The sequence below is a fragment of the Streptomyces cinnamoneus genome, from assembly GCF_002939475.1.
GTDB classification, from domain to species: domain Bacteria; phylum Actinomycetota; class Actinomycetes; order Streptomycetales; family Streptomycetaceae; genus Streptomyces; species Streptomyces cinnamoneus_A.
Map to the genome: position 1 here is coordinate 5,917,501 of NZ_PKFQ01000001.1, position 24,415 is coordinate 5,941,915.

The 24,415-nt window shown below is 70.9% G+C and carries 19 protein-coding genes; 7 read left to right on the top strand and 12 right to left on the bottom strand.

All coding sequences use genetic code 11. The annotated features are described in order from the left end of the window. Positions 1 to 4: 4 nt before the first annotated feature. Positions 5 to 928: a hypothetical protein gene (locus CYQ11_RS26260; RefSeq protein WP_099202782.1), complete on the bottom strand. Its 924-nt coding sequence runs from the start codon at positions 926 to 928 to the stop codon at positions 5 to 7. 157 nt (positions 929 to 1,085) lie between these two features. Between CYQ11_RS26260 and CYQ11_RS29860 the strand changes: the two genes are divergently transcribed. Together CYQ11_RS29860 and CYQ11_RS29865 are read left to right on the top strand one after the other, a co-directional pair. Then, a complete protein-coding gene (locus CYQ11_RS29860) occupies positions 1,086 to 1,250 on the top strand; it encodes a hypothetical protein (protein WP_181143794.1) in 165 nt (54 codons plus the stop codon). A 373-nt stretch (positions 1,251 to 1,623) separates the two neighbouring features. Further along, positions 1,624 to 2,058, top strand: coding sequence for an MFS transporter (locus CYQ11_RS29865; protein ID WP_099202783.1), 435 nt, complete (start codon positions 1,624 to 1,626; stop codon positions 2,056 to 2,058). Positions 2,059 to 2,682: 624 nt separating this feature from the next. Here the strand turns inward: CYQ11_RS29865 and CYQ11_RS30935 are convergent. After that, positions 2,683 to 3,114 carry a lantibiotic dehydratase gene (locus tag CYQ11_RS30935; RefSeq protein WP_107489265.1) on the bottom strand — a complete coding sequence of 144 codons (432 nt, stop codon included), beginning with the start codon at positions 3,112 to 3,114 and terminating at the stop codon, positions 2,683 to 2,685. Here CYQ11_RS30935 and CYQ11_RS26270 point away from each other — a divergent pair. From CYQ11_RS26270 to CYQ11_RS26295, 5 genes are all read left to right on the top strand, one after another. After that, complete coding sequence (locus CYQ11_RS26270; RefSeq protein ID WP_240003709.1) at positions 3,103 to 4,272, top strand: DUF475 domain-containing protein; 1,170 nt, start codon at positions 3,103 to 3,105, stop codon at positions 4,270 to 4,272. The genes CYQ11_RS30935 and CYQ11_RS26270 overlap by 12 nt on opposite strands. An 875-nt stretch (positions 4,273 to 5,147) precedes the next feature. After that, positions 5,148 to 6,611, top strand: a complete 1,464-nt coding sequence (locus CYQ11_RS26280; RefSeq protein ID WP_181143795.1) for a phage tail sheath family protein — start codon at positions 5,148 to 5,150, stop codon at positions 6,609 to 6,611. A 26-nt stretch (positions 6,612 to 6,637) separates the two neighbouring features. Beyond that, entirely contained in the window at positions 6,638 to 7,078 is a 441-nt protein-coding gene (locus CYQ11_RS26285; protein ID WP_099202787.1) for a phage tail protein, read from the top strand. Between the two features lie 35 nt (positions 7,079 to 7,113). Further along, positions 7,114 to 8,436, top strand: coding sequence for a phage tail sheath family protein (locus tag CYQ11_RS26290; RefSeq protein WP_099202788.1), 1,323 nt, complete (start codon positions 7,114 to 7,116; stop codon positions 8,434 to 8,436). A gap of 21 nt (positions 8,437 to 8,457) precedes the next feature. Beyond that, the gene (locus tag CYQ11_RS26295; RefSeq protein ID WP_279382116.1) at positions 8,458 to 8,877 is read left to right on the top strand and encodes a contractile injection system spike tip protein; all 420 of its coding nucleotides are present in this window, start codon (positions 8,458 to 8,460) and stop codon (positions 8,875 to 8,877) included. 48 nt (positions 8,878 to 8,925) lie between these two features. Here CYQ11_RS26295 and CYQ11_RS26300 read toward each other — a convergent pair whose 3' ends face one another. Genes CYQ11_RS26300 through CYQ11_RS26345 form a run of 10 tightly spaced genes read right to left on the bottom strand, consistent with a single transcriptional unit; the run spans position 8,926 to position 24,126 of the window. After that, entirely contained in the window at positions 8,926 to 11,049 is a 2,124-nt protein-coding gene (locus tag CYQ11_RS26300) for an ATP-binding protein (RefSeq protein WP_240003710.1), read from the bottom strand. Continuing rightward, complete coding sequence (locus CYQ11_RS26305) at positions 11,046 to 11,669, bottom strand: Pvc16 family protein (protein ID WP_099202790.1); 624 nt, start codon at positions 11,667 to 11,669, stop codon at positions 11,046 to 11,048. The genes CYQ11_RS26300 and CYQ11_RS26305 overlap by 4 nt, the downstream gene beginning before the upstream one ends. A gap of 48 nt (positions 11,670 to 11,717) precedes the next feature. Beyond that, positions 11,718 to 14,678, bottom strand: coding sequence for a beta-propeller fold lactonase family protein (locus tag CYQ11_RS26310; RefSeq protein WP_099202791.1), 2,961 nt, complete (start codon positions 14,676 to 14,678; stop codon positions 11,718 to 11,720). Further along, positions 14,675 to 17,968 (bottom strand): putative baseplate assembly protein, encoded by a 3,294-nt coding sequence (locus CYQ11_RS26315; protein ID WP_099202792.1) that lies wholly within the window; start codon positions 17,966 to 17,968, stop codon positions 14,675 to 14,677. Before CYQ11_RS26315 ends, CYQ11_RS26310 begins: the two co-directional genes overlap by 4 nt. Then, positions 17,965 to 18,525 (bottom strand): phage tail protein, encoded by a 561-nt coding sequence (locus CYQ11_RS26320; protein ID WP_099202793.1) that lies wholly within the window; start codon positions 18,523 to 18,525, stop codon positions 17,965 to 17,967. The genes CYQ11_RS26315 and CYQ11_RS26320 overlap by 4 nt, the downstream gene beginning before the upstream one ends. A gap of 16 nt (positions 18,526 to 18,541) precedes the next feature. Continuing rightward, positions 18,542 to 20,716, bottom strand: coding sequence for a baseplate J/gp47 family protein (locus tag CYQ11_RS26325; protein WP_146104745.1), 2,175 nt, complete (start codon positions 20,714 to 20,716; stop codon positions 18,542 to 18,544). Then, on the bottom strand, positions 20,709 to 21,110 hold the full coding sequence (locus CYQ11_RS26330) for a GPW/gp25 family protein (protein WP_240003711.1): 402 nt from the start codon (positions 21,108 to 21,110) through the stop codon (positions 20,709 to 20,711). The genes CYQ11_RS26325 and CYQ11_RS26330 overlap by 8 nt, the downstream gene beginning before the upstream one ends. A gap of 23 nt (positions 21,111 to 21,133) precedes the next feature. Further along, positions 21,134 to 22,930 carry a VgrG-related protein gene (locus CYQ11_RS26335; RefSeq protein ID WP_099202795.1) on the bottom strand — a complete coding sequence of 599 codons (1,797 nt, stop codon included), beginning with the start codon at positions 22,928 to 22,930 and terminating at the stop codon, positions 21,134 to 21,136. Beyond that, complete coding sequence (locus tag CYQ11_RS26340; protein WP_099202796.1) at positions 22,927 to 23,649, bottom strand: CIS tube protein; 723 nt, start codon at positions 23,647 to 23,649, stop codon at positions 22,927 to 22,929. The genes CYQ11_RS26335 and CYQ11_RS26340 overlap by 4 nt, the downstream gene beginning before the upstream one ends. Positions 23,650 to 23,694: 45 nt before the next feature. Then, positions 23,695 to 24,126 carry a phage tail protein gene (locus tag CYQ11_RS26345; RefSeq protein ID WP_099202797.1) on the bottom strand — a complete coding sequence of 144 codons (432 nt, stop codon included), beginning with the start codon at positions 24,124 to 24,126 and terminating at the stop codon, positions 23,695 to 23,697. Between the last annotated feature and the right edge of the window lie 289 nt (positions 24,127 to 24,415).

Sequence of the window (24,415 nt, forward strand, 5' to 3'; positions counted from 1 at the left end):
GTCGTCAGCGCGCCAGTCTGAGGCGTGCCGTCTCTGCGGCATGGGCCGCGGCTTCGATCAGCCCGAGTTCGCCGGCGAGCGTTCCCACGAAGGCGTCGACCGCCTTGATCGCGCGGCCCTCCATGGTGTCGGGCTCTGCGAAGTACGCCGCGAACTCTCCGTCGCCGATGGTCGCCATGGCGGGCCGACGGGCCTGGTAGTCGGCCCACATCGGTCTGTAGACGGCGCGCACTCGGTCGAGCTCGTTTTCGTCGATTTCCTCGTGCCGGAGACGGCGGAATGTTTGCTCGCGGGCTTTCCACATCGCGATGTGGTGCTGGACGGAAACGGGCCCGAACGGGCCGGGGAGGGCTCGTTCGATCCTCGGCATGCCCGGCTGGACGGGCCAGGGCGAGTACAGCTCCGTGAGGACCGCGGTCAGTTTGCCGATGTCGATCCGGCCGGTCCGCTCGCCTTCCTCGAGGACGAGCTGGGCGACGCGCCGTTGCTTGAGGGTAGCCGAGGGGTGGGCGAGTTGCTCAACGATGGCGCGGACGTTCTTGCCGCGCCGGACGGCGGTCGTCTGGCCAGTGGCGCGCGCGTGGGTACGCCAGGCTCGACGCGCCTGCGGGGTGTGCACGATCGTGTCGTCGATCAGCCACAGGTACAGCACGACACGGATCAGCGAGCGTTGAGGAATGCGCCCCAGCGGGGAACGTTCTCGAGCCTCGAGAAGCCTGGTGAACAACTCCCGTTGCTCCGGGGGGAAGACCCGCGGATCGCTGCCGTGGGGGCTGGTCTTGCGCGGCTCGGGGCTGGCGAGCATCCCGTCCTCGACCCAGGAGGTCACCATCCTGGGACTGGCTTTCATCACGCCCAGAGAGTGCGCGTCGGCGACCAGATCGGCCGCAGTTCCCTCGCCCCACTTGGTGGTTCGATCACCGTCCATGGCGCCGAACTTACATCGAGATTCGAGCCTCGGGAGCTGCATTCAGCGGACGTCAGCCATAAGGCTTGGGGCTGCAGAAACTGCGCGCCCCGCACCGTATCCCTGCCAGGACCACGCGGTGCGGGGCAGCCGACTCATCCCCTGAACGGAGACCGTCATGTCCCACCGTACGCACCGCCCCGTCCAGAAGCGGCGACGTGCCCGCCATCGTCTTGTCCAGGGCCTCGGGCAGGTGGCGTTCTACGCCGCTTCCGCCACGTTGGCCGGCGGGCTGGTCCGCGAGCTGCTCCACGTGATCCACACGTCCGTCTCCTCGTGCTGACCTGAGCATCAGGGAGATGCCGCGTGCAGGCCTGTCGGGCGCGGCATCTCCGCGGCGAGGAGACCGCCGTCAAGGCCCTTGCCTGCAGCCGCGAGGAGGCGAACGCCTTGAATACCAAGAACACGCACGAGCGGATCGCCCCCGAACTCGCCGAGGCCTTGAAGGCGGTGCCGATGACGGGGGCGGGGGAACACATTCCGCGCCATGGTCGGCCTGTGCCGTCGGCGCGCGTTCATGGGGGTACGTCCTCGTCCTCGGCCTCACCTCGGCCGCGCTGTTCGCCTACATCAGCGGGTCCAGCTTCGTCTTCGAGCACCTGCACGGTGTCTCGTCCACGGCCTACTCCCTGATCTTCGCCACCAACGCCGTCGGCATGCTGATCGCGGGCTTCGCCTTCAGCAGGCTCTCCCGGAAGATCAGCCTCAACACCATGCTGACCACGGGCGTCGCCATATGCGGCCTCGGGGTGACCGGCCAGCTGGCCATCCTCGGCACAGCCGGCGAAACCCTCGCCGGCACCTGGGCCAGCCTCTTCGTCACCCTCCTCGGCGTCGGACTGATCTTCCCCGCCGCCACCACCCTCGGCCAGGCCCTCGGCCGCACCGCCCCCGGAGCCGCCTCCGCCCTCCTCGGCGGACTCCAATTCCTCTTCGGCGCCCTCGCCTCCCCCCTCGTCGGCCTCTTCGGCGAAACCAGCTCCACCCCCAGGGCCCTCGTCATGCTCGTCGCCGTCGCCCTCGCCGCACTCGCCCTGATCACCCTCGCCCGCCCCTGGCTCCGCCACGGCGAAACGCTCACTGACAACTGACCCCCCACCCGGGGCAGGAGCCCACGTCGCCTTCCCTCCGGCCTCCGCGGTGGCCGGAGAGAACCCGAATGGTGAGCGGCCACCTATCCCGCCACACATTGGCCAACCACGGATCCACGCTGCCGCCCGATGTGCGGAGAAGCGAAATAAGAGGCTCCACGCGCGCCCCTGTCGGTGAAGAGCAAGGGCAAGCGCAGCAGCGGGAGGGGGGCCGGACCTCGCCTTGGGGGTGTCGCCTTTCGGGGTGACGGGTCAAGTCGGGCGGTGCGTCGAACTGGACTATGCCTGGGACCAGTTTGGGACCACACGACACACAGGCCACCGAACGCCGCCCCTTATGTCCCACATTAAGAATCCCCCTTTCGGGGGGTTTATTCAATTTTGTTTGATTATCGACTTGACTGGGGGTCAAGGGGTCGTGGGTTCAAATCCCGCCGTCCCGACGGTGCGGAAATACCCTCTGATGTGGGAGAAATCCCAGGTCAGAGGGTGTTTTGCGTTTTTCTGACGCGACGTCAATCTGATGGGCGTCAGGCGCTCGGGGGCCACCTGGGACCAGGCTCCGGGAGCCCCCTGATCAGGCCCGGTCTGGCCAGGGACCCTGGGCCGGGTCGTCCAGCTGGATCAGGGCGGGTCGGACAGCGGCGGCACGCGGTCGGCAGGTACGGACGGCGCCGCGTCGACGGCGATCTCATAGGGCCGGACGACCGGGTGGAGGGCGACGTTGGCTGCCCGGCCCGCGCTGGGCAGGTGGCTGAGCTCGACCGGCAGGGCTCCCTCGGCGCGCCGTGGCCGCGTAGAGCTCCCGCAGGGCCGAGAGTTCGCCTCGTCCAGCAGGTCGTGGAAGCGGTTGATGGAGCGGCCGCCCGGGGCCAGGGGGTGACGCCGAGGACGGCGGGCCAGTCGCCGCGGTCGAGGTGCTCCCGGCTGCGTTCCGCGCCGTTGGCCTGGGGTATGCGTCAGGGGTGCGAGGCATCGCTCCAGGCTTCGAGGCCAGTGTTTCGTAAAGCCAAGTACGGCGCGGGGGAGCCCCGTAAAAAACGATTGGGTGGCCAGTGGCTTCTGAAAACATTCGGCTGGTCGTTCGCGGTCACCGCGCTCGGCCTGGCCGCGGCCGTGTTCTACGGGGGGTGGGCCGGCTTCGGGGTCGTGGCGTTCCTGTCCGTCCTCGAGATCTCGGTGTCCTTCGACAACGCCGTGGTCAACGCCGGGATCCTGAAGAAGATGAATGCCTTCTGGCAGAAAATCTTCCTCACCGTCGGCGTTCTGATCGCGGTCTTCGGCATGCGCCTGGTCTTCCCGGTCGTGATCGTCGCCATCAGCGCCAGGATCGGTCCGGTCGAAGCGGTACGGCTCGCGCTCGACGACAAGGACACGTACCAGCAGCTGGTGACCGACGCCCACCCGTCGATCGCCGCCTTCGGCGGCATGTTCCTGTTGACGATCTTCCTCGACTTCATCTTCGAGGACCGGGAGATCAAGTGGCTCGGCCGGCTGGAGCGTCCGCTCGCCAAGCTCGGCAGGGTCGACAGGCTCTCCGTCTGCATCGCGCTCATCGTGCTGCTCGTCTCCTCGATGACCTTCGCCACCCACGCCCGCCAGCACGGCGGCATCCATGCGGACAAGGCACAGACCGTCCTGATCGCCGGCGTCGCGGGCCTGATCACCTACCTGATCGTCGGCGGCCTCTCCGGCTACTTCGAGAACAAGCTCGAGGAAGAGGAGGAGCGCGAGCACGAGGCCGAGGAAGAGGCCAGGAGGAGCGGCAAGAAGGTCTCGGCGGTCGTGATGGCCGGCAAGGCCGCGTTCTTCATGTTCCTCTACCTGGAGGTCCTGGACGCGTCCTTCTCCTTCGACGGCGTCATCGGCGCCTTCGCGATCACCAACGACATCGTCCTGATGGCCCTCGGCCTCGGCATCGGCGCCATGTACGTCCGCTCGCTCACGGTCTACCTGGTCCGCCAGGGCACCCTCGACGACTACGTCTACCTGGAGCACGGCGCGCACTACGCGATCGGCGCCCTCGCCGTGATCCTGCTCGTCACCATCCAGTACGAGATCCACGAGGTCATCACCGGCCTCGTCGGCGTCGTCCTGATCGCCTGGGCCTTCCTCTCCTCGGTCCGGCGCAACCGCAAGCCGGCCGCGGCCGAGGGAGACGAGGGAAAGGACACGGGGCCCGACGGGAAGGCCGAGGTCTCCTCCGGCATCTGAGCCGGGCCGCCGGCTTCGCGCTGCCGGATGTCGGCGCCGCGCCCGCCCGCGGCATCGCCGGCCCCCGAGGACGGAGGGGGACTGACCGGATGGGCGGGCCGCCGACGTCCCGGTGGCGGCCACGACGCCACCGGGGCGGCGCTCCAAGCGGTGGGAGACTCGATTCCATGACGACTGTGTCTGGTGAATCGAGTTGACCATGGACGAAGCTGCGAGTTGTGGCGCGCTACGTGGCAGAGAGCGCTCAGGGTAGGACACATCCTGCGCGCCTCCGCCTGAGAGACCCGCCGCACGCGACCCGGCTCCGCCCCAAGGGGCAGGGCGCACGGGTGCGGACCGCGTTCTGCCGGTCCCGCGATGGCCGGGCTGCTCATCACCCGCTGGGATTCCCTGCCGCACACGCAACCCGGGCCGTGACCACCGACGCTGTCCGCAGCCTGCGTCTGGGGCCTGGCGCTGGCCTGTTTCGGTCTGGCAGGGTCGTTGTGGCCGGCGCTCGGCTGTCTGGCTGTGGCGGGCGCTGCCGACACCGTGTCTGTCTCACCCGCAGTGCCCTGGTCCGATAGGAGACCCGGACGCTTCTTCTCCCTGGTCTTCGGCGGACTGTTCGCCATCCTGGCGGTCGCCACCGTGTCCGCGGCCAATGCTCCCTTCGCGTCTACCGCACACCGCCTACTCCCGCGAAGCCGTGCGAGGCGGATTCCGCTACGTCATCTGTCGTACCTTCCTTCGTTTGCATGCGCGTACTCCGTCGGAGTGGTTGGGTGAAGGGTCGCATTCCCGATGAGAGGGGCAAACAGGGCATGGTTTCAGGTCCGTTGGCACCCGGAGTGTTCATCAAGGAGCGTTCGAGCGGAGTCCGGACAATCACCGGGGTGGGGACGTCCACCCCCGCCTTCCTCGGTTACACCGTGTGCGGCCCACAGGCGCCCACGCCGCCGGTGCGGATCAACAGCTGGTCCGAGTTCGTGGACACGTTTCACTTCCGCTCCCCGATGGGGGCGGAGGAGCTGAGGCGGGAGCTGGAGAGGCTGTCCGGGGCCATTACGGAGGCCGGAGCGAAGCTCGAGCCCCTGGAGGCGGACTTCAAGGAGAAGGCCACCACGGGCGACGACGCCCCCCTCACCGAGCCGGAATTCACCGTCCTCACCGAAGTGCAGGCTGCCGACTGGGCCGACGAAGTCGTGGGAGCGGAGAAGAGGGCAGCGGCCGAGGCCGCAGCGAAGAAGGTTGCGGAAGCGGAACCCCTTTCCGGGCCGTACGGGCTCTGGATCGCGGCCGGGAACGAACTGGCCGGCCTCAAGCGGCGTAAGAAAGAGCTGACCGTCTTCGCCGAATACTTCGAGCAGTCCGGGAAAATCCAACTGCCGGAAGCCGTCTACGGTTTCTTCGCCAACGGAGGAACATCCTGCTACGTCCTCCGCCTCGACCCCGGCAAGACCCTCGCGGGCGAGGTCGACGGCGACCCCGACCAACGCACGGGTCTGGCCGGACTCAAGACGGTGCCGGAGGTGACCATGGTCGCCGTCCCGGACGTATGGCGCGAAGGCACCACAGCGGAGACCGGCGCTGCCGTCATGGGCCAAGTGGTCAGCCACTGCGTGACCATGCGCAACCGGCTTGCCCTCCTCGAACCACCGCCCGACACCGCACCGGCCGGTGTGCCGGAATTCCTCGGGCAGCTGGCGGGCCCGGAAGTAGAGGATGCGGCGTTCACGGCGTTGTACTACCCCTGGGTCAATGTGCCCGGCGTGGACGGCATCCCGCGCACCGTCGTCCCGTCCGGCCATCTGGCCGGCGTGTGGGCCCGTACGGATGCCGAGCGCGGCGTCTTCAAGGCCCCCGCCAACCAGAACCTGCGCGGCGTGCTGTCCCTCCCCACGTTGCTCACCGACCAGCGCCACGGTGAGCTGAACGACAAGGGGGTCAACTGCCTCCGCGTCTTCCCCGACCGGGGCCTGTTGGTGTGGGGTGCGCGTACGCGGTCCAGTAGTCGTGACTGGCGCTATCTGAATGTGCGTCGTCTGGTGTCGTTCCTATCGGATTCCATCCGTCAGTCCTCCACGTGGGCTGTGTTCGAGCCCAACGACGATCGTCTGTGGGCCACTCTCCGGCATTCGGTGAGTAGTTTCCTGACGGATCAGTGGCGTCAGGGTGCGTTGCTGGGGCGTACGCCCGACGAGGCGTTCTATGTGATCTGTGATCGTACGAACAACACCTCGTCGACGATCGACGCCGGTCAGGTGATCTGTGACATCGGTATCGCTCCAGTGCGTCCCGCCGAGTTCGTCCAGTTCACCATCACCCAGATCGCCGGCCAGCCCGGTGCCAACAGCTGACGCCCGGAACCCAGGAGGCTACGCACGTGTTGACCGGTGACACCTTCAGCAGCAGCACCTTCGCCATCGAGCTGGGCAAGTTCCAGGTCGAGACCGTCCAGGACGTGTCCGGACTGACCCTGGAACAGGACGTCGTCGAGGTTCGGCAGGTGTCCGCGACAGGCGAACTGATCGTGCGCAAACAGCCGGGCGCGCGCAAGACCGGTGAGATCACGATCACCCGGGGCATGGACAAGAGCACCGCGTTCACCGACTGGATCAAGGCCACACTGGTCAACGCCGATCTCGACAGCGCCCGGCAGAACATCACCATCGCCCTGAAGGACGCGCAGAAGCAGACGGTCCGCCGCATCCACCTCTCCAACGCCTGGGCATCCCGCTGGGAAGGCCCCCAGCTCGGCGCGGCCAACTCCGGGAACGCGACGGAACAAGTGACGATCACCTACGAGGACATCACCGTCGAATAGCCCGGAGCCCACCAGCCGAGAGGGGAACGACAGCGATGACGACGAAGCCTCCGGGTGTCTACGTCACGGAGAAGTCCAGCGGCGTGCGCATGATCGTCGGAGTGGGCACCTCCACCCCGGCCTTCCTCGGGTACACCACCACACCGACCGACACGCCCACTGAGACGGGGACTCCTCCGTTCACACCGGACGAACGCAGGATCCCCCAGCCGATCCGCGGCTGGCAGGAGTTCGCCGACCGCTACAGCATTCCGGCACTGGGGACGGAGCTGGCGGCTCTCCTGAAGAAGGAAACGCAGGCGGCAGGGGACCTCAAGAGGATCCAGGTACTCCAGCGCTGCTTCACCCTCGCGGAGGCGGTCTACGGGTTCTTCGCCAATGGCGGCACGTCCTGTTATGTCGTCGGCTTCCTGAATCCGGACGTGGCCGTGGCGGAGTCCGTCCTCGGCGGAAACGCGGAGGAGCGCACCGGACTCGGTGGCCTGGAGACGGTGCCGGAAGTGACCATGGTCGCCGTGCCCAGTCTCTGGGACATGACCGTCGCGGCCACCGACGCCGAGGCCCCGCCGGCCCCGGAGTTGCGGAACGGAAAGTCGCTCATCGGCAAGGTCGTCGCTCACTGCACCGCCCAGCGCAACCGTCTGGCGGTGGTCGACGCTCCACCCAAGCTGCTCGTCGAGCCACTCAAGGAGTTCGTCGACGGGCTCGACTCGTCGGACCCGGATGCCGCGTTCACGGCCCTGTACTACCCCTGGGTGAAGGTGCCCGGCGTGGACGGCGTTCCGCGCACGGTGCCGCCGTCCGGTCATCTGGCCGGTGTGTGGGCCCGTACGGATGCCGAGCGCGGCGTCTTCAAGGCCCCCGCCAACCAGAACCTGCGCGGCGTGCTCGACCTACCCGTCCTGCTGAGCGACGACCAGAACGGCGAACTGAACGACAGGGGCGTCAACTGCCTGCGGAGCTTCCCCGGCCGGGGCCTGCTGGTGTGGGGTGCTCGTACGCGCTCCGGGAGTCGTGACTGGCGTTACCTCAATGTGCGTCGTCTGGTGTCGTTCCTGTCGGATTCCATCCGGCAGTCCTCGACCTGGGCGGTCTTCGAGCCCAACGACGAGCGTCTCTGGGCGACTCTCCGGCATTCGGTCAGCAGTTTCCTGACTGATCAGTGGCGTCAGGGTGCGCTGCTGGGACGTACGCCCGACGAGGCGTTCTATGTGATCTGTGATCGTACGAACAACACCTCGTCGACGATCGACGCCGGTCAGGTGATCTGTGACATCGGCATCGCGCCCGTGCGTCCCGCCGAGTTCGTTCAGTTCACCATCACGCAGATCGCCGGCCAGCCCGGCCAGGGCGGCTGAGGCGCCGTGCAGAAAATCGTGGTGAGACAGGGCGATACGGTCACGCTCACCGTGAATCCTCCCGTAGTGCTCACACCACCGCCTCCGCCCGTCCCCCTGCCGCTGGGAACGGCAGGCTTTCGGATCGAGCAGCACGTCGCCTGTGTGCCCGGCGACATCGAGTCGTGGGTCATCCCGCCCGTCGGCTACTCGACACCGGCTTTTCCGATCGCGGGAGCCTTGCGCGTCGAGTTGAAGGTTCCCTCGGCGAACCGCGCCACGTACGCCAGGACGGGTCAAGGCGAGACGGAAGCCGTCGTCGACGGTGGCCCGTTCGACGTGGTCTTCACCGTGGACATCGCGGCGAGCAACCCCTCCGGCTCCGCGGACACCCCAGGGGCCACGTACCAGGGCAAGGCGAGCCTCACCTGCCCCCGGGTACGACCTGTGACGGCCGGTTAACCCGCCCGAGCCCTTGATCCCCCACAGGGGTCAAGGGCTCGGGCACGCTCAGCCCCCGATGCGGAAGCGGGACTCGTCCACATAGCGGCCGAGTTTGGCGTACTCCTCGCGGACGGCCGCCAGCAGATCGGCCATGGTGAGCGGGCGGTCCTCGTCGGCGGCCCGGTAGGCGGCGGTGATGACGCAGCAGCGGATCGCGCCGCCGGACAGGTCGAAGGCCGAGGCGAGGGCCGTCAGGCCGGCCTGGTCGATGTCGTCGGCCCGGGGTGCGGCGGTGCCCAGACAGCGGTCCCACAGGGCGTGGCGCCGGGCGTCGTCGGGTGCGGGGAAATGGACGACGAGGTCGAGACGGCGCAGAAAGGCCTGGTCGATGTTGGCGTGCATATTGGTGGTCAGCAGGGCCAGACCGTCGAAGGACTCCAGGCGCTGGAGGAGATAAGAGGTCCCCGTGTTGGCGTAGCGGTCGTGGGCGTCCTGGGTGGCCGTGCGCTTGCCGAAGACGGCGTCGGCCTCGTCGAAGAGGAGTATGGCGTCGACGGAGTCGGCCTCGGTGAAGATCCGTTCGAGGTGTTTCTCGGTCTCCCCGATGTACTTGTCGACGACCGTGGCGAGGTCGACGACATACAGATCGAGACCGAGCGCGGCGGCCACGACCTCCGCCGCCAGGGTCTTGCCGGTCCCGGAGCCGCCGCTAAACAGGGCGGTGACACCACGCCCGCGCCCCCCGCCCGGCCGCATCCGCCACTCTCCCAGGACCCGGTCGCGGTGGCGTACGCGCCGGGCGAGATCCCGCAGCTGCTCGTGCGTCCGCTCGGGCAGCACCAGATCGTCCCAGTCGACAGCGGGGCGCACGGGCCGGGCGAGGCGGTCGAGCGCTCCGCCGTTCCACGCGCGGGCCGTGTCCCGGACCGCGGAGGCGTCGACGGGGGTGCCGTGCGCGGCGGCCTGCCGGCCGGCGGCCGCGGCCACGGCGCGGATCCGGCCGGGTCCGAAGCGGTACCGGGTGCCGGTGGCCACCGCCTCGTCGGTCACGGTGCCGGCGTGGGCGCCGAGTTCGTACCGCCACAGCGCGGTGCGTTCCGGCTCCGTCAGGGGCGGGCAGTCGGCGAGCACCGGGGGAGCGGCCGTCCAACGGGCGTCCCAGGGCTGCCGCCCGGTGAGGACCAGAGGAACCGGGGTGCCGTCGAGCGGGGCGAGCAGGTCCTGTATGTGCCGGGCGTCGGGGGAATCGACGGGGCCGACGACCAGCCCATGGCCGCGCAGTCGTGCTTCGAGGAGCGCCGCGCCGACGAATCCGGCCGGGTCCCTTTCCTGGGCGAGACCTGTGAGGTCCAGCCGGAGCGCGGGCCGTCCGTACGCGCGCAGTGCCGCCTCGGCGACGGCTCCGGCCGCACCGTCCGGGCTGTCGCGCAGGTGGACCGGATGGCGGTGGGCGAGCAGCCGGGTCAGGTGCCGTACGGCTTCGGCCACGGGGCCCTCGCCCAAGGGCCGGCCGCGTTCCGGCAGGGCCAGCAGGTGACGCAGACAGAACGGCAGGGAGTCGTCGCCCAGCAGGTGCGCGGTGACCCGGTCGGGGACGCGTAGGGGCCGGGTCAGAAAGGGCCGGGAGACATCCCGGATCTCCATGAGGCCACCGGCGCGCAGGGGCGCGTCGGCCGCGAAGACCCGGCGGGCGGTCGCCGAGGCGCTCGGGACGCCGCAGAGAGCGAGGGCCAGGCCGGTCGTCGCGTGGCGGCAGGTGATGTCGTCGCTGAGGTAGCCGTAGCAGCGCTCGAACCGGGCGTCGACGTCGGGGGCGAGCGCGATCACCACCATGTCGAGGGCGAGCGCGTCCAGCCCGAACTCCTCGGCGAGACTGCGCAGGGGTGGCGCGGCACCGGCCGCCGCGGCCGCGTCCTCCCGGGTGCGTAGAGCGGCGGCGAGGGCGTCGTCCGAGGTGGCGGGGATCAGCGGGTCGGCCGGCGTGTCCAGGAGGTGCGGGGCCATGTCGTCGGAGATGCAGAGCCCTTGGAACGGGTCGAAGGGCGGCTCCATGAGCTCCGCGGGTACGGATTCCTGGCCCGTACGGAGAGCGATCGCGCGCCGCACCCGGGCCTCGATGACGGCCAGCCGGGCGAGCAGCCAGTCCGTGGCCGTGGCGGTGGGTGCTCCGGGGCGCGCGGTGGCGGTCACCGCGCGTCCTCGTCCGTCCCCGGCCCGGGCTTGAGCACCTCGCGGACGACAGGGGGCCCGGTCACCCAGTGGGTGTAGCCGTCCGGGAGGAAGGACAGCAGGGGAACGGTCACGGTGACGTTCAGGGCGGGGACGAGCGTGTGACCCACCGCGCTCCACAGCTCCGTCAGAGCACGGTCCTCGGCGGGCGGGTGGCCGACGTCGAGGAGAGCGGACAGCTCCATCTCCTGCAGTTCCGGGGGCAGGGGCACAGGGAAGACCCGGCTCTTGGCGAAGCCGACGAAGAGTTCTCCGAGTATGCGGTGGGCGCTGAGGGCGTCCGGTGCCCAAGCGGCGATGAGATACGACAGCCGGGCGTAGCGCGGCGGGTCGAACTCCGCCGACTTCCGGTCCGGCAGCCCCATGGTTCCTCTGTCGTACTGGTAGACGGTGCCGGTCTGCCGCCGGTCCATGTCCTCGCGGAGGTCGTACAGGTAGATGCCGACCGTCTCGGCGCCGACGGCCTCCCCGAGCGCTCCGTCGCGTCCGGGCGGCTGGAAGGTGACGGGGATGCCTGGCGGCAGCCATGTCACGTCGTGCTGTACGCGTGACTTCAATGCCTGGTCGACCAGATCGATCATCTGTGTGCCTCTGTCCGCGCGCCGGATGGGTGGGTGGAGTCGGTGCGGTCAGTTCGTCGTCGGCACGCCGACCGCCTGCCGGACGTCGAACCCCAGCGGTGTCGTCGTGTCCAGGGGAGCGAGCGTGGTGGTGTCGACCACCGATACGGTCGCGCCTGCTTCGTCGGCGAGGTACACCAGGTGCTTCGCAGACTGCGGGTGAGGTGTGCTTCCGGTGAGCCGTTCGCCGGCCGGTATGGTGAAACGCGGCGTTCCGGTCCGGGTGTCGAGCATCAGGAGCTCTCCGCTGTTCTCGGTGGTCACGAAGAGCCAGGCCCCGTCCGCGGATACCGACACTGATTCGGGCTTGATGATCCGTGGATGCTCCCAGGTGGCGACGATCTTGGGCGTGCCCGGTGAGGCGTCGTCGGGGCCGATGACCGAAATGCTGTCGCTCCCGTGGTTGGCGACATAGGCACGCAGGCCGCCCGGGGCGCAGGCCACGCCCATGGGATCCGTGCCCACGCCCAGAGAGGTCACCTGGTGGTCGGAGAGACGGACGCACCGCAGGGAATCGGCGGTGCGGTCGGTGACGTAGGCGTAGGCGCCGTCGTCGGTGACGGCCACGTCCCACGGCTGTGACGCGCCCTGCTCACCGACCGGTACGGGCGTCACCTTGGACCCGAAGACGGTGACCGTCCTGCTGGTGAAGTTGGCGACGTAGAGGGTGCCGTCATCGGAGATCGCCGCCGAGTGCGGGAGGTCGTCCTTGTCGAGGGGGCGGGGCTCGGTGCTCTCGACGCCGAGTCGCGAAGCGTCGAGGGTGATCACCGCCAGGCACGCTTCGCGGGGGTCGGGGCTCTCCTGGTTGACGACGTACAGGGTCCGGTCGTCCCGGCAGACCAGCGCACTGGGCCTGTCGGTGTGCGCATGGGGGGCCGTGGCGACGGTCTCCATCTGATCGCCTTCTGCTGTCAGCTGGATGCCGTACACCGTGCCCAGCGCCCCGGTTCCCGGCTTCCAGTGCTCGGCGTCGACCGCGTAGAGATAGTGGCCGTCGAGGGAGAGGGCGAGCCCGGCGTTGACGGAGCGCCCAGGGTCGGGGTTGATGACGATCTTGATCGTTCGCCGATGCGCTGCCGGGGTGGTGGAGACGTCGAACACCTCGACCGTTGCGTGGCCGTTGGTGTTGTTGGACACGTAGAGGGTCTCTCCATCCGGTGACAGGGCCAGGCCGTTGGGCCACTTCATGGGGGTCGGGGACTTGGTCACCGTCATCGCGTGACTCCACGGATCACCCACCACGTCGCGTTTGAGGACCGAGACGGTCCCGTTCCCGTAGTTGGCGACGTAGAGCCGGAGTTCGTCGGGTGACAGGGCCAACTCGTGCGGTCCCGACAGCTGGCCCGCCGTCGCGTCGATGACTTCCTCCCGCTGCCACTCTCCCTGCTCCGGCCTCTGGAGCATCGCGATCTGCCCGCCCCGCGCCCCGTCCGGGGTGGAGGCGAAGTCGGCCACGTAGAGTGTCCGGCCGTCTCTGGACACGGCGGCACCCGTGGGCTGTTGGCAGCCCACGACATCGTCATCGATCGTGTGCGTACCGCCCTTCGGGTCGACGAGCGAGACCGTCGCCGTACCGGAGTCGGCGGTCACCGCGTACCGGCTGTCGGGGGTGACGGCCACCCCGTACGGGAGGGCATCGGGGGCCAGTTGGACGGGGGTCACCGTCACCTCGCCGTTCCCGGTGAGCTTGTTCCCCTGGACCGGGGTGAGGACCAGAAGATGCGACGACTCCGGACTCGTCGCACAGGCGAATCCCAGGTCGGGCGCGATGGCGACGTCCCACGGCTTGTGCGCGGCCCCGAGGGGGACCGGGGCGAGCGGGGCGAGGTCGCTGAGATCCAGCACCGCGACATTTTCCGATACGGAGTCGGCCGCGTAGGCCCAGGTGCCGTCCGGGGAGACGGCGACGTTGACCGGCTTCGACCCCTCTCCGGCGGGGATGCAGGCCGTCTTGCGCGGGGCGGCCCGCACGACGGTCAGTTGTCCGGTGGCCTGGTCGGTGACATAGGAGTGGTGGCCGTCCGGGCCGAACACCACCCCTGCGGGCACGCCTTTCAGCTCAACGGCCGTGTGGTCGAGGGTGTCCGCGCGGATGGCCGTGAGAATGCCCGAGGTCTGGCTCACGACATGGATCACTTCGCCGTCCGGGGCGAAGGCCACGGCGACCGGGTGCGCGTCGGCCGGAACAGCGGTGGGGGTGTCGACCCGCCCGCTGTTCGGGTGCACGGTGGCGACGGTGACGGACGCGGAACCGTAGTTCGCCACGCACAGGCGGTCGCCGGCGGGGCCGATCGCGAGGGCACGGGGCTCGGCCCCGACGGGCACGGGGTCACCCACCGCCGTGCCGTCCGCGTCCAGGTCCAGCACCGTCACCCGGCCATCGGCCGTACCTGCCCCCTGGCTCGCGACGTACGCGAACCGTCCTCCCGGCGCCACCGCGGCCGCCCGGGTGACCCCGGGTACGGAGACGGCCGCGCTCACGGACGGCGTGCCCGCCTGACTCACGTCGACCACCGTCACCGTGGCGTCCGTCTCGTCGATCACACAGACCCGTCGCGCCCCGCCGCCCGGGGCCGCCGCCAGCGCGCAGGGGCCGGTACCGACCGACAGGCGCTGTCCGCTCCGCTGCCCCTCCTTGTCGAACACCTCGACCTTGCCGTCCGCCGACGCCACACAGACCTGGTCGTCCACCAGCCCCGCCACGACGGCGCACGGACCGTTTCCGGCTGGGACCGGAGGCAGAACCGGGTGTTCCGGGACCGTGAGGTCCACCACGGACAGCGTTCCGTCGTCGTGGTTCACGACATAGGCCCGGGTGCCGTCCGTACTGACGGCGACGGCACGCGGGTTGCTCCCCACCGGGGTGAAACGGACCTCGGGACCCTCCGGTGCCGTGAGGTCCACGACGGCCAGAGTGTCCGCGCCCCAGTCCGGGGCCACCAGCAAGGGCTCGTTCCGATCGCTCATGAGGGCACCTCCGCGACGGTGACTCGGTGTTCGACGGAGTACACGGTCTCGCCGGGCCCGCAGTGGATTCTCAGGACGGGGTCCGACGCCGAGCCGTCGAGCAGATCGACCGGGACGAGTTCGGCCGTGGCGACGCGGCCCACCCCCGGCACCTGTTCCAGGACCCGGAACGCCTCGCCCGCGTACACCGGGCGCCCCAGCGGCCATCCCGTGCCGTCCGGGCCGCCGCCGACGGGGCTGAAGTACCGGTACAGGGCGCGTTCCGCCGCGGCGCGGAGCTCGGCGCGTTCTTCGGCGGTGCGGTAGTCCGCGGGAACGATCCGGGCATCGACACGGATGCCGTGGTAGACGGGCTGCTTCAGCCACACCGGAACGCCCTCCGGCTGGCAGGCGCGCAGGGAACGGCGCAAGGTGTCGCTGGCGTCGCGGGTGGGGGTGAGCATGTGGAAGGGGAACCAGCCCCGCTCGTCGGCAGTCACGAAGGGGATGACCATCAGCGTCACGCCGGCCTGGGTGCTACCGCCACTGGTGTCGGTGTAGCCGTTCTTGCCGTCATGTGAGGTGGTGACGTTACGCACGCCGACGATGTGGTCGTCGTCCGGGTTCCTCAGCCGGCTGATCCCGCCCGGGGGGATGCCGTTGCCCGCCGCGCCGAGCGTGGCCTTGTACAGGCCGTCCACGGTGATGGGCGTGCCCTCGGGCAGCGGAACGGCGCCGTACTGCCGGGGCTCCGAGGAGCCGCCCGTCACCTTCGGGCCGAAGTGGACCTGGCCCGTACTGGCGTTGATGACCACGTCCTTGCTGTCCTCAAGGGACTCGTGGAAGGACGTGACGGAGTGCCAGTTCTCTGTGCCGACACGGACCTTGGGGAGCTGCCCGTACACAGGGGAGTGCAACAGGGGGTGGACCTGACCGGGCTCTCCCGTGGACAAGAAGGGCTCTCGTGCCCGGTCGTGCTCCTCGTACTGCTCGGCGGGAACGGGGTCCGTCGTCCCGGAGTCGGCGTAGACCGTGTACGTCGTGGTGGGTGTGCCTTTCGGGTCGAGGATCTGGACGGCGATCCAGCAGACGGCCTCCTCGGTCGGGAAACCGGCGCCCCGCCCGTCGACGGCGTCCTGTGCCGTGCGGGCGAGGTCGCCGCGTGCGACGGCCGCCTGCCACCGCTCGGACTTGCTCACGTAAACGGGATGGGCGGAGACCGTCGGACCGTCCGCCACTGTGATCTCTTGCGCGGGCGCGGAGGCGTAGGCGAGGGGAGCGGCGGTGTCCCACCATGGCGCCGTCTTTCTCGGAGCGAACACGGACACCGCGATGCGGTCCTCCGGCCCACGGTTGCCTCCCGCCGTCACCCAGAGCGTGAGGTGACCCGGATTATGCGGCTTCTTGATCTCCACCAGCGCCAGGACCAGCCCGCCGCCTTCCTTGAAAGGCCCGGAGAACTCACCACCCGCCTGGTAGTCACCCGCCGCGAACATCCCGACGGCGGCGGTGACGCCGGGGACGAGGCCGAGGTGTGCCGCGCCCACCGCGTCCGGCGGCACGCGCGTGGCCTCCTCCGTCGTCGTGAAGACCGTCTCGCCGTCCTCCGTGGGGGCGATGACCTGTATCCCTTTGAGAACCGTCAGCGCGCCGGGCGCCAGGGTGAAGACGACGTCCGTCTTGGCGGGCCGCCACGGCAGATAATTGCGTGCCGGATCGAGCGCGTCGTCGGGTGCGTCCCCGACGTGGTGGATACGGGCCATGCCCGCCGACGCGGCCAGCGCGAGCTGTTCGTAGTCGGCGGGGACGACCGCCCGCTCCGGCACCGGGGCGCCCAGGGGCAGGCGCGTCGCGCAGGCGGCGGCACTCTCGCGTTCCGTGCCGCCGACCGCCGGTGCGGGGTTGGTCACGGCAGAGACGTACGGCAGCGGTGTGCGCAGCACGGTGATGGTGCGGGCGGGTACGTTGCCCCGGGCACCGCCGCCGGTCAGATAGCGACGGATCCGTACGACCGCTCCGGCCGGCAGGGGCGCGCCGTGCTGTCGCGGTCCCCGGGCACCGGCCACGACGGGTGCGAAGACGGCCTCGCCGGTGCGCGGGTCCAGGGTGAAGTGCCGGTCTCCGGGGCCCGATCCGGCGAGCGAGGCGACATACGTCCACTGTGCGGTCCGCTCGCCGAGCACGGCTTCGACGACGAGGGGGTCGGTGCTGCGGGGCAGCGGCGGATGGGCGAAGCGGAGGCGTTCGCCGGGGGTGCCCGCCGCGGTGCCCAGGGTCTCGTTCCGTACCAGCCCGGCCTGGACGACGGGGACGGAGACGGCGAGCACCGGGTCGAGCGCGACCCGGGTCAGGGCGCTCCGGTCCGCATCGGCGCGGTAGCGGATCAGCCCGACGTCCCTCAGGCGCTGCACGGAGTCGCCGCCCTCGCCGACCGCCCGGTGGAGCAGGAGCTGGGCGGGCGCGTGGGCGGGGGGAAGATCGAGCGTGACCTTGCCCGGCCGGCCCTGGACGGCCACGGTGTCCGTGACGACCCGGCAGCCGGTCCAGTGAGTGCCCTGCCATGCTTCCCAGTGCCCCCGGGTGACGCCCGTGCCCACCTCGGGCGTGGGACCGGCGCCCATGGTCACGTCCAGCGTCACGCGCGTGCTCGGTACGGGCACCGACAGGACGACCAAGGCGTACGACGATAACGAGGGGCCGCCGCTGTCCGTGCTCACCCGACCGGTGTCCGCGAGGGCGTCCCCGGGCGGCGGGAAGTCGCCGAAGTAGGGGAGGTTGAGGTGGAAGGCCGGCCCGGCGAAGGCGGGGCCGCCCGGCTCGACGGTCCGGCCCGCCCCTGGGCCGAAGGCGGTGAGCGTGCCCTCGACGGCGCCGTCGGCCCGCCCCGATTCCGCGAAGTCCCCGGCGGCGACGAGGACACAGGGGTTGAGCACCGCCTCCGTCAGCGTGCTGAAGACAACCGGTTCCGCCTCCCCCACCGGTCGTGTGGCGACCTCCTGGCCCGCGGGGACGACCACCGGCTCGGGAGACGGCGCGGCGAGCTGGAGGACGACCTCGGTCTGCGCGGGCGCAGGCTGGTACGGGCGCACGCCCAGGAGCCGCAGCACCTGTAGCCGGCGCTGGTCGGGGGCCAGGTTGAGCCGGTCGCGCAGCCCCATGACCATGTCGGCGCACGTCTCGATCAGGCCCCGGCCGGGGTCCGTCCGGTCCTGACCGGTCCAGGCCCCCACCTTGCGCCGTACGGCGGCGACGGCGCCGGCGACGACCTCGTCGCGGGTGCGTCGGTCGTACTCGGGTGTCGGCAGACTCATCCCTGCTGTGACCTCTCGTCAGGAGCCTTGTGCGCAAGGGTGACCGTGACCTTGAAGGGGAGGTGGGCGGGGCAGTGCGCCCGGACCAGGCGCGTGAGGCGGCTCTCGAGGGCCCGTTGGTCCTCCCCGGCCGGGGCGGTCAGGGTGACGGTGAGCATGCGTCCGGCGCGGGGTGCCGGGTCGTCGTGGGTGAAGACGCGGCCGGGGTCGTCGACGACGAGCGCGAAGCGGGGCGGCACCCAGCCGTGGATCTCCCGGGCCTCCAGCAGCAGCCCGTACGGCGTCCCGCGATGAGCAGCCAGGCGGGGCGCGAGGTCGACGGCCTTGCGCCGCAGGCCCTCCGGCCAGCCCGGCTCCACCCGGGCGCCGGTGATCCGGATCAGCCAGTCCAGGAAGGCCGGTGGTGCACGCCAGGGGTCGAGCACCGCGTCGAGACCGTCGATCCGTTCCTCGGCCGGGGCCATGGCCTCGCCGAGCGCGGCCGCGAAGGCGAGCGCGACCGTGTCGTGCCCGTAGACGGCCGGCAGGGGCAGGGGACGTGCGGCGTACGCGGACATGCGCGGTCCTCTTTCCTCAGCCTTCGGTGATGTCGACGTTGATGACCATGTCGTCCACGAGGACCAGTCCGCCGTCCGAGACCTCGACGGACGGCACGGCCCCGTCGCCGACGAACAGGCTCACCTCGGTCGTGCCCCGGACCTCCGGCACCGCCTCCAGCACGGTGAAGACGTCGCCCGCGTGGACGCGCCGGCCCCATGGCCAGCCCCGCCCGTCCGGTCCGCCTGCTGTGGGGTGGAAGAAGCGGCGCAGGGCGCGTTCGGTCGCCCGCCGGGTCCGCTCCTGGTCCGCCGCCGCGCTGCTCCAGGGGCGTACGGTCGCCGCGATCCCGAAGCGGTGGTAGCGGGGTGTGCCCACCCGCAGCCGTTCGCCCAGCAACCGGGAGGCCTCGACGACGCCCACCACCGAGTCCAGGACGTCCGGGGGGACGTCGAACGCGTCACCGGGAGGGGCCTGCGCCGGGTCTCCCTCGAAGAGCGGCACCAGGAGGACATGAAGCGGGTCGTCCTCACGACGCCAGAGGGCGGGCTCGGTCCTCGTCCCCTTCATGAAGAAGAAGACACCGCCGATGACGACCACGGCGTCCGGGGACACCTGGCACTGCGGGGAGAGGCCGGGGAACGCCTCCGAGATCAGCGACCGCACCCCCCGGCTCTCCGCCTGCGGCACGAAGGCCCGGTCGGTGGAGGTGTAGGCGCGGTGGTAGAAGGTCTCGCCCTTGAAGAAGAACAGTTCGTACGCGTCGTCCGAGGCGGGGTCGGCGAGGACGGTGACCGCGTCGAGCTGCGACGAGAAGTCCTCCGGCAGGTCGGGGAACGCGCTGCCGATGTCCTGTGGTGACGCCCCTTCACCGTCCCAAAGGCACTGGGTCCCGTAGAACCAGAGCCTGGGCTCGCCCTCGCCGGTGCGGATGACGGCGTCAAGGCACTTGGCGTCCGCGACGGGCCCGGGCACCGCCTCGTCGTCGTTGCTCTCGCCCGGCCCTCCCAGGGGCAGCGGGAGAGGGGTGATGGATTCGCCGTCGGCGAAGTAGTGCACGGCCCGCACCGGTTCCCGGGCGGCGACGGCGCAGGCGAGGATCTCGGACGGGCGCGGCGGTTGCGTCAGGGCGATCGGCACGCGTGAGTCGGTGGGCCGGGTGAGCGTCGTGACCCGGACCCGGGCCAGCCCGGCCACGTGTTCCCCGATGATCTGCTCGTGATCGGCGGCGGTGACCGCGCGGCGCAGCGGGGTGAGGCCCAGCCCCGCGCGTTCCAGCGCCTGCCGCCAGTCCTCCGCGTCCTCGGCGGGGGCGAGCACGCCGTCGGCGGTGGCGCTCAGCCCGGCCTGTGAGACCACCGTCAGCGGTGTGCCGATGGGAAGACTGCCCTTCCGGCCTCGGTACACGTGGTACTCCGCGCTGATCCTCGTGCCTTCCGGCGGCACGTCCCCGTGCTGCTCGGGCACGCCCTCGGCGGGGACCGCAGGGCCGAGGACGACCTCGCACGAGGCGTCGTCCCACCAGTGGACCCGGTCCCCCCGCCCGGCCTCGGCGAAGGTACGCACCGCCGGCCAGACGGAGTCCCCGACCTGGACCGTCAGCCCCGGGCCGAACGGAGGCTCCGCGACGGGAGTGCCGGGGCGCCACGGCCGGTGGCGCGTCGCGAAGCGACCGCCGGGACGGCCGTCGGAGGTGCCCAGCACCTCGGCGACCGGGACGAGTTGCTCAAGCGCCGCCACCACCCCCGTGGACTGGTTCTCGGCGAGGACGAGCGGTGCGGTGGTCGCCAGGACGACCGGCTGCTCGCCCTCGGTCCTGACCTCGGTGCCCGCCGGGATCTCCCGGAGCCCGGTCCTGGCGTCGGTGCGCGCGAACGCGACGGTGATCCGGGCGGGTGAGGCGGGGAGCGGCGTGATGCCCATGAGGCGCAGCAGGGCGGAGCGCTGACGGTCCGTCATGCGGTTGACGCGGTAGAGCAGCTGGTCGGTCCGTTCGGCGCAGGCCTCGATCAGGGTGACGCCGGGGTCGGAGACGTTGTGGTCGGTCCACTCGGGCGCGCGCTGCGGCAGGGCACGCTTGGCGGCGTCCACGAGCGGCTGGAAGCTCAGGTCGTCCAGGCCGGGAACGGGAACTCCGGACGCGTCGGACAAGGCCTCCGGCAGGGCGGACCGCTCGGGCGGCGGTGGATCGGCCATGGGGAAGTCACTCACTCGGGGAATCTCCGGGCAGGGTGTAGAAGGGGAAGACGAGGTTGCGGGGTTCGTTGGTGGCGCGCAGCCGGTAGCGGATGTCGATGTAGAGCACGCCGATGTCCACGGTGTCCGTGCTGTACAGCAGGTCGTCGACCTCGATCCGTGGCTCCCACCGGTCGAGTGCCCGGCGTACCTCCGCATCGGCGCGGGCGACGGTGGTGGCGTCGAGCGTGTCGAAGACGAGACCGTGGATGCCGCAGCCGAACTCCGGCCGCATCGGCCGCTCGCCCGGCGCGGTGGACAGGATGATCCGCATGGCCTGCTCCACGTCGTCGCTGCCGGTCGCCAGTCCTACGCGGCCGGTGCCGGTGATGACGGCGGGGAACGCCCACCCCGCGCCGATGATGTCCACGGTCGTCTCCCGTCCGTGCCAGGTCAGTTGATGTCGACGGTGTTGCCGGTGATGGTGGTCTTCTGCCCTTCGAGCTTGAGCTCGCCGCCGCTCTTCACCGTGACGGTGGCGCCCTCCAGCGTCAGCTGCCCGCCGCCACTGCCGGCCGCCGTGACGGTCACCGTGCCGGCTTTGAGGATCAGGGTGCCTGTCTCGCCCGCGTCGATGGTCAGGGTGCCTTCGCCGCGGCCGTCGAGCGAGACCCGTACGGTCTTCCCCTCTTCTCCCGCCGCGAAGGCGATGGTGGTGTCCTTCCTGTCGAGGTGGGTGACGAGCTTGCCGTCGCCGCTCAGAAGCCGGACGCCCTGAGGGCCGTCGGTCACACTGAGCAGTTCGAGGCGGTCGCCCGAACGGGACGCCAGAGAACTCCTGTTGGCCCGGCCGGTACCGGCGTCGACGAGCGGCAGGCCATGGTCGGTGGGGGCGTCGAGGCCGTTGTAGAGCCCGCCGAGCACGTACGGCCGGTCCAGGCGCCCGTGCTCGAAGCCGACCAGGACCTCGTCCCCGGCTTCCGGAGCGAAGACGCCGCCGCCACCGGCCCCGCCCCACTGGACGGTACGGACCCAGTCGGTCACGTAGTCCTGCGACAGCCACGGCAGACGCAGCCGTACGGCACCGCGCTGGCCCTTCCCCGGTTCCTTGATGTCCGTGACGACCCCCACCGCCACGCCCGGCGCGCACAGGGGCGGCGGATAGGGCACGACGGGCGGGGGCAGCGGGCCCACCCGGACCACGCTCCGGTAGCCCTGGTCCCCGTCGAAGACGTGACCGCAGGAAGTGACGGTGTACTTGCCGGTGAACGGCTCACCCACTCCGGCCAGGGCCACCGGTACGCCCGCCCCCAGCTCGGGGGTGCCCGCGACCTCGGCGGTCAGCATGGCCATCGCGGCCGCCGACTCCGACGCGACCGCGTGGGCCGCCACGTCCACCTGCGGTGCGGTGGTGTGGGCCCGGCCGCCCACGAGAAGTTCCGGCGCCGGCCCGGGGAAGGCCTTGCCGAGCTGCGCGGGCGTGACGCCCAGGCGCAGCCGTTCGCTGTCGCCCGCACCGGCCTTCACGGACAGCGCGGCCTTGCTGTCGGGATCCCAGCCCCGGACCTCCACCTCGGCGACCTGTCCCTCGGAAGACACGGTGGCACGCAGCGCCAGCAGGTTCACCCCCTGCTCCAGGACGAGCGGGCTCCGGTCCGCCCCCGTGCCGGGAGCGGGCGCCGCGTCGGCGGCGGCCGGGCGGCGCATGTGGAGGGTGTTCCCCTCGACCGTCAGGCGCAGACCGCGCTGGTCGGCGAGGTGGTTCAGCAGCTCCCAGTCGGTCAGGTTGGGCTGGGCCACGTGCGGGATGCGGGTGCGCTCGGCCTCGACCCGGCCCGTCGTCAGCCCGTGCCGGGAGGCGGCTTCCCGGGCGACCTCGGCCACCGTGGTCTCGACGTAGGCGGCCACCCGCCGCCCTCGCGCCAGCCGGTGCCCCCGGTCCATGGCCCGTATGGTCGTGAACGTCCCGTCGGCGTCCACCTCGGTCTCCAGCGCCGTGACCTCGCCGTCGAAGATCGGTGCCCGGGTACGGCGTCGCGCGGCGGCCACCGCCACGGTCACCGGCGCCCCGACGGTGATCCTCAGCGCCGCCAGGAGGCGGTGTTCGGGATCGCGGAACCGTAAGGTCGCGCGGGCCGGCAGCCCCACCGACGTCTCCACCGAAGCCTCCACCAGCCGTTCCGCCCACTGCTCCGGCAACGGGGAGCCGAAGGCGACGACCGGCTCCGCCGCGTAGAGCCGCTCCGTCATCCGGCGCCTCCCGCGGGGCGCTCCTCCAGGACCGGCAGGACCAGCACCGTGCCCACCGGCACCCGGGCCGGATCGTCGACGCCGTTGGCCTCGGCGATCGCCCGCCACCTCGTCGGATCGCCGTACGCCTGCCACGCCAGTCCGGCCAGGGTGTCGCCCCCCACCACAAGATGGGTGTCCACCGGCCCGTCGGCGCCCGACGTCGGGTTCTGCCGGGGCGTCGCGCCGCCCACCTCCTCCAGGGAGACGGTGCAGGTGGCGCGCAGCGGTGTCCCGTCGTGCCCGAACCGGGTGTACGCCGCGTCGACCTGCGTCACCAGCGCGAGGAACGCGGTCGTGTGCGAACGCCCCCACTCCAGCCGCACCCAGGGCGCCGACGCGGGCTTCGCCGTGGCGCTCCGCGCGGTCGGGGCGCAGCAGTCGAGCAGCTTCTCCACCTGGTCCTGCACGCTGGAACGGAAGTCACCCGCGTCGAGGAACACCTCCAGCGTCAGCGTGCGCGGCTGTGCCCCCACGAACTGTGCCCGGGGCGCCTCCTCGCTCGAGGGCGCCGGGCTGCGGTCCCAGCGGGCCCGCTTGCCGATCTGGACCCGGTCGGGGTTGAAGTGGAAGCGGACGCGGCCGCGTTCCGGCCCCGGGGCGTTGCCGGTCCCCGTCGGAGGGTCGTAGATCACGAGGGCGGCCCGTACCGGCGCGCCTCCCAGGAGCTCGGACAGCATGTGGTCCTCTCGACGGTTCGGACGGGCAGGGACGGTTCGGAGGGGTCAGACGGTGATGCCCAGGAAGCCGTTGTGGGTGATCTCCAAGGTCTCCCGGGCCGGCTGCGACTGGTCCACATCGAACATCGGTCCGCTCCAGCGCACGGGCAGCACACCGTCGAGGAGCCACCGCACCAGTGGTCGCCGGTCCGGGCCGAGGGCGACGAGCTGCCCGGGGAGCCGCACCGGTTCGATCACCTGTGCCCGCAGCCAGGCCCAGACGAGCACGGTCTCCTGTGTCAGCGGCCTGCTGAGGACCACGTTCGTGTAGCGCAGCCGCGTCGGCAGCTGCCACACGTGCCCGTTCGTCCCGCCCTCGACACGTTCCTCGACGTCCATGGTGCAGCCGAGCCCGTCACAGGCCGTGAAGGAGCCGAGGGCGTGCAGGCCTATGGAGAGCTGGAAGTGGGAACTGACGGCGAAGGGTTGGTCCGGCATGTGCGAGCACTCCGTGGGTCGGGCGGTGCGGCTGCTTCGAGGGCGATGCGTCGGGGCGTCGTCGGCGGGGCGTCAGCGGGGCGGGTAGGTACCCCAGGGGTTGTCCTGGGTCGGCGGTGGAGCCGGTGGTGACTGCGACTGCCACCGCGTCGCCGCGCGGCGCGTCCGCTGGGAGAACCCGAGGGCCGGAACCACGGCGTCGGCCAGGAGCCCGGCGTGCCGCCGGGCGACCTCCTGAGCGACATCCCGGGCGACGGCCGCGGCGTCCGGTGGGGCCGGGCTGTGCGCG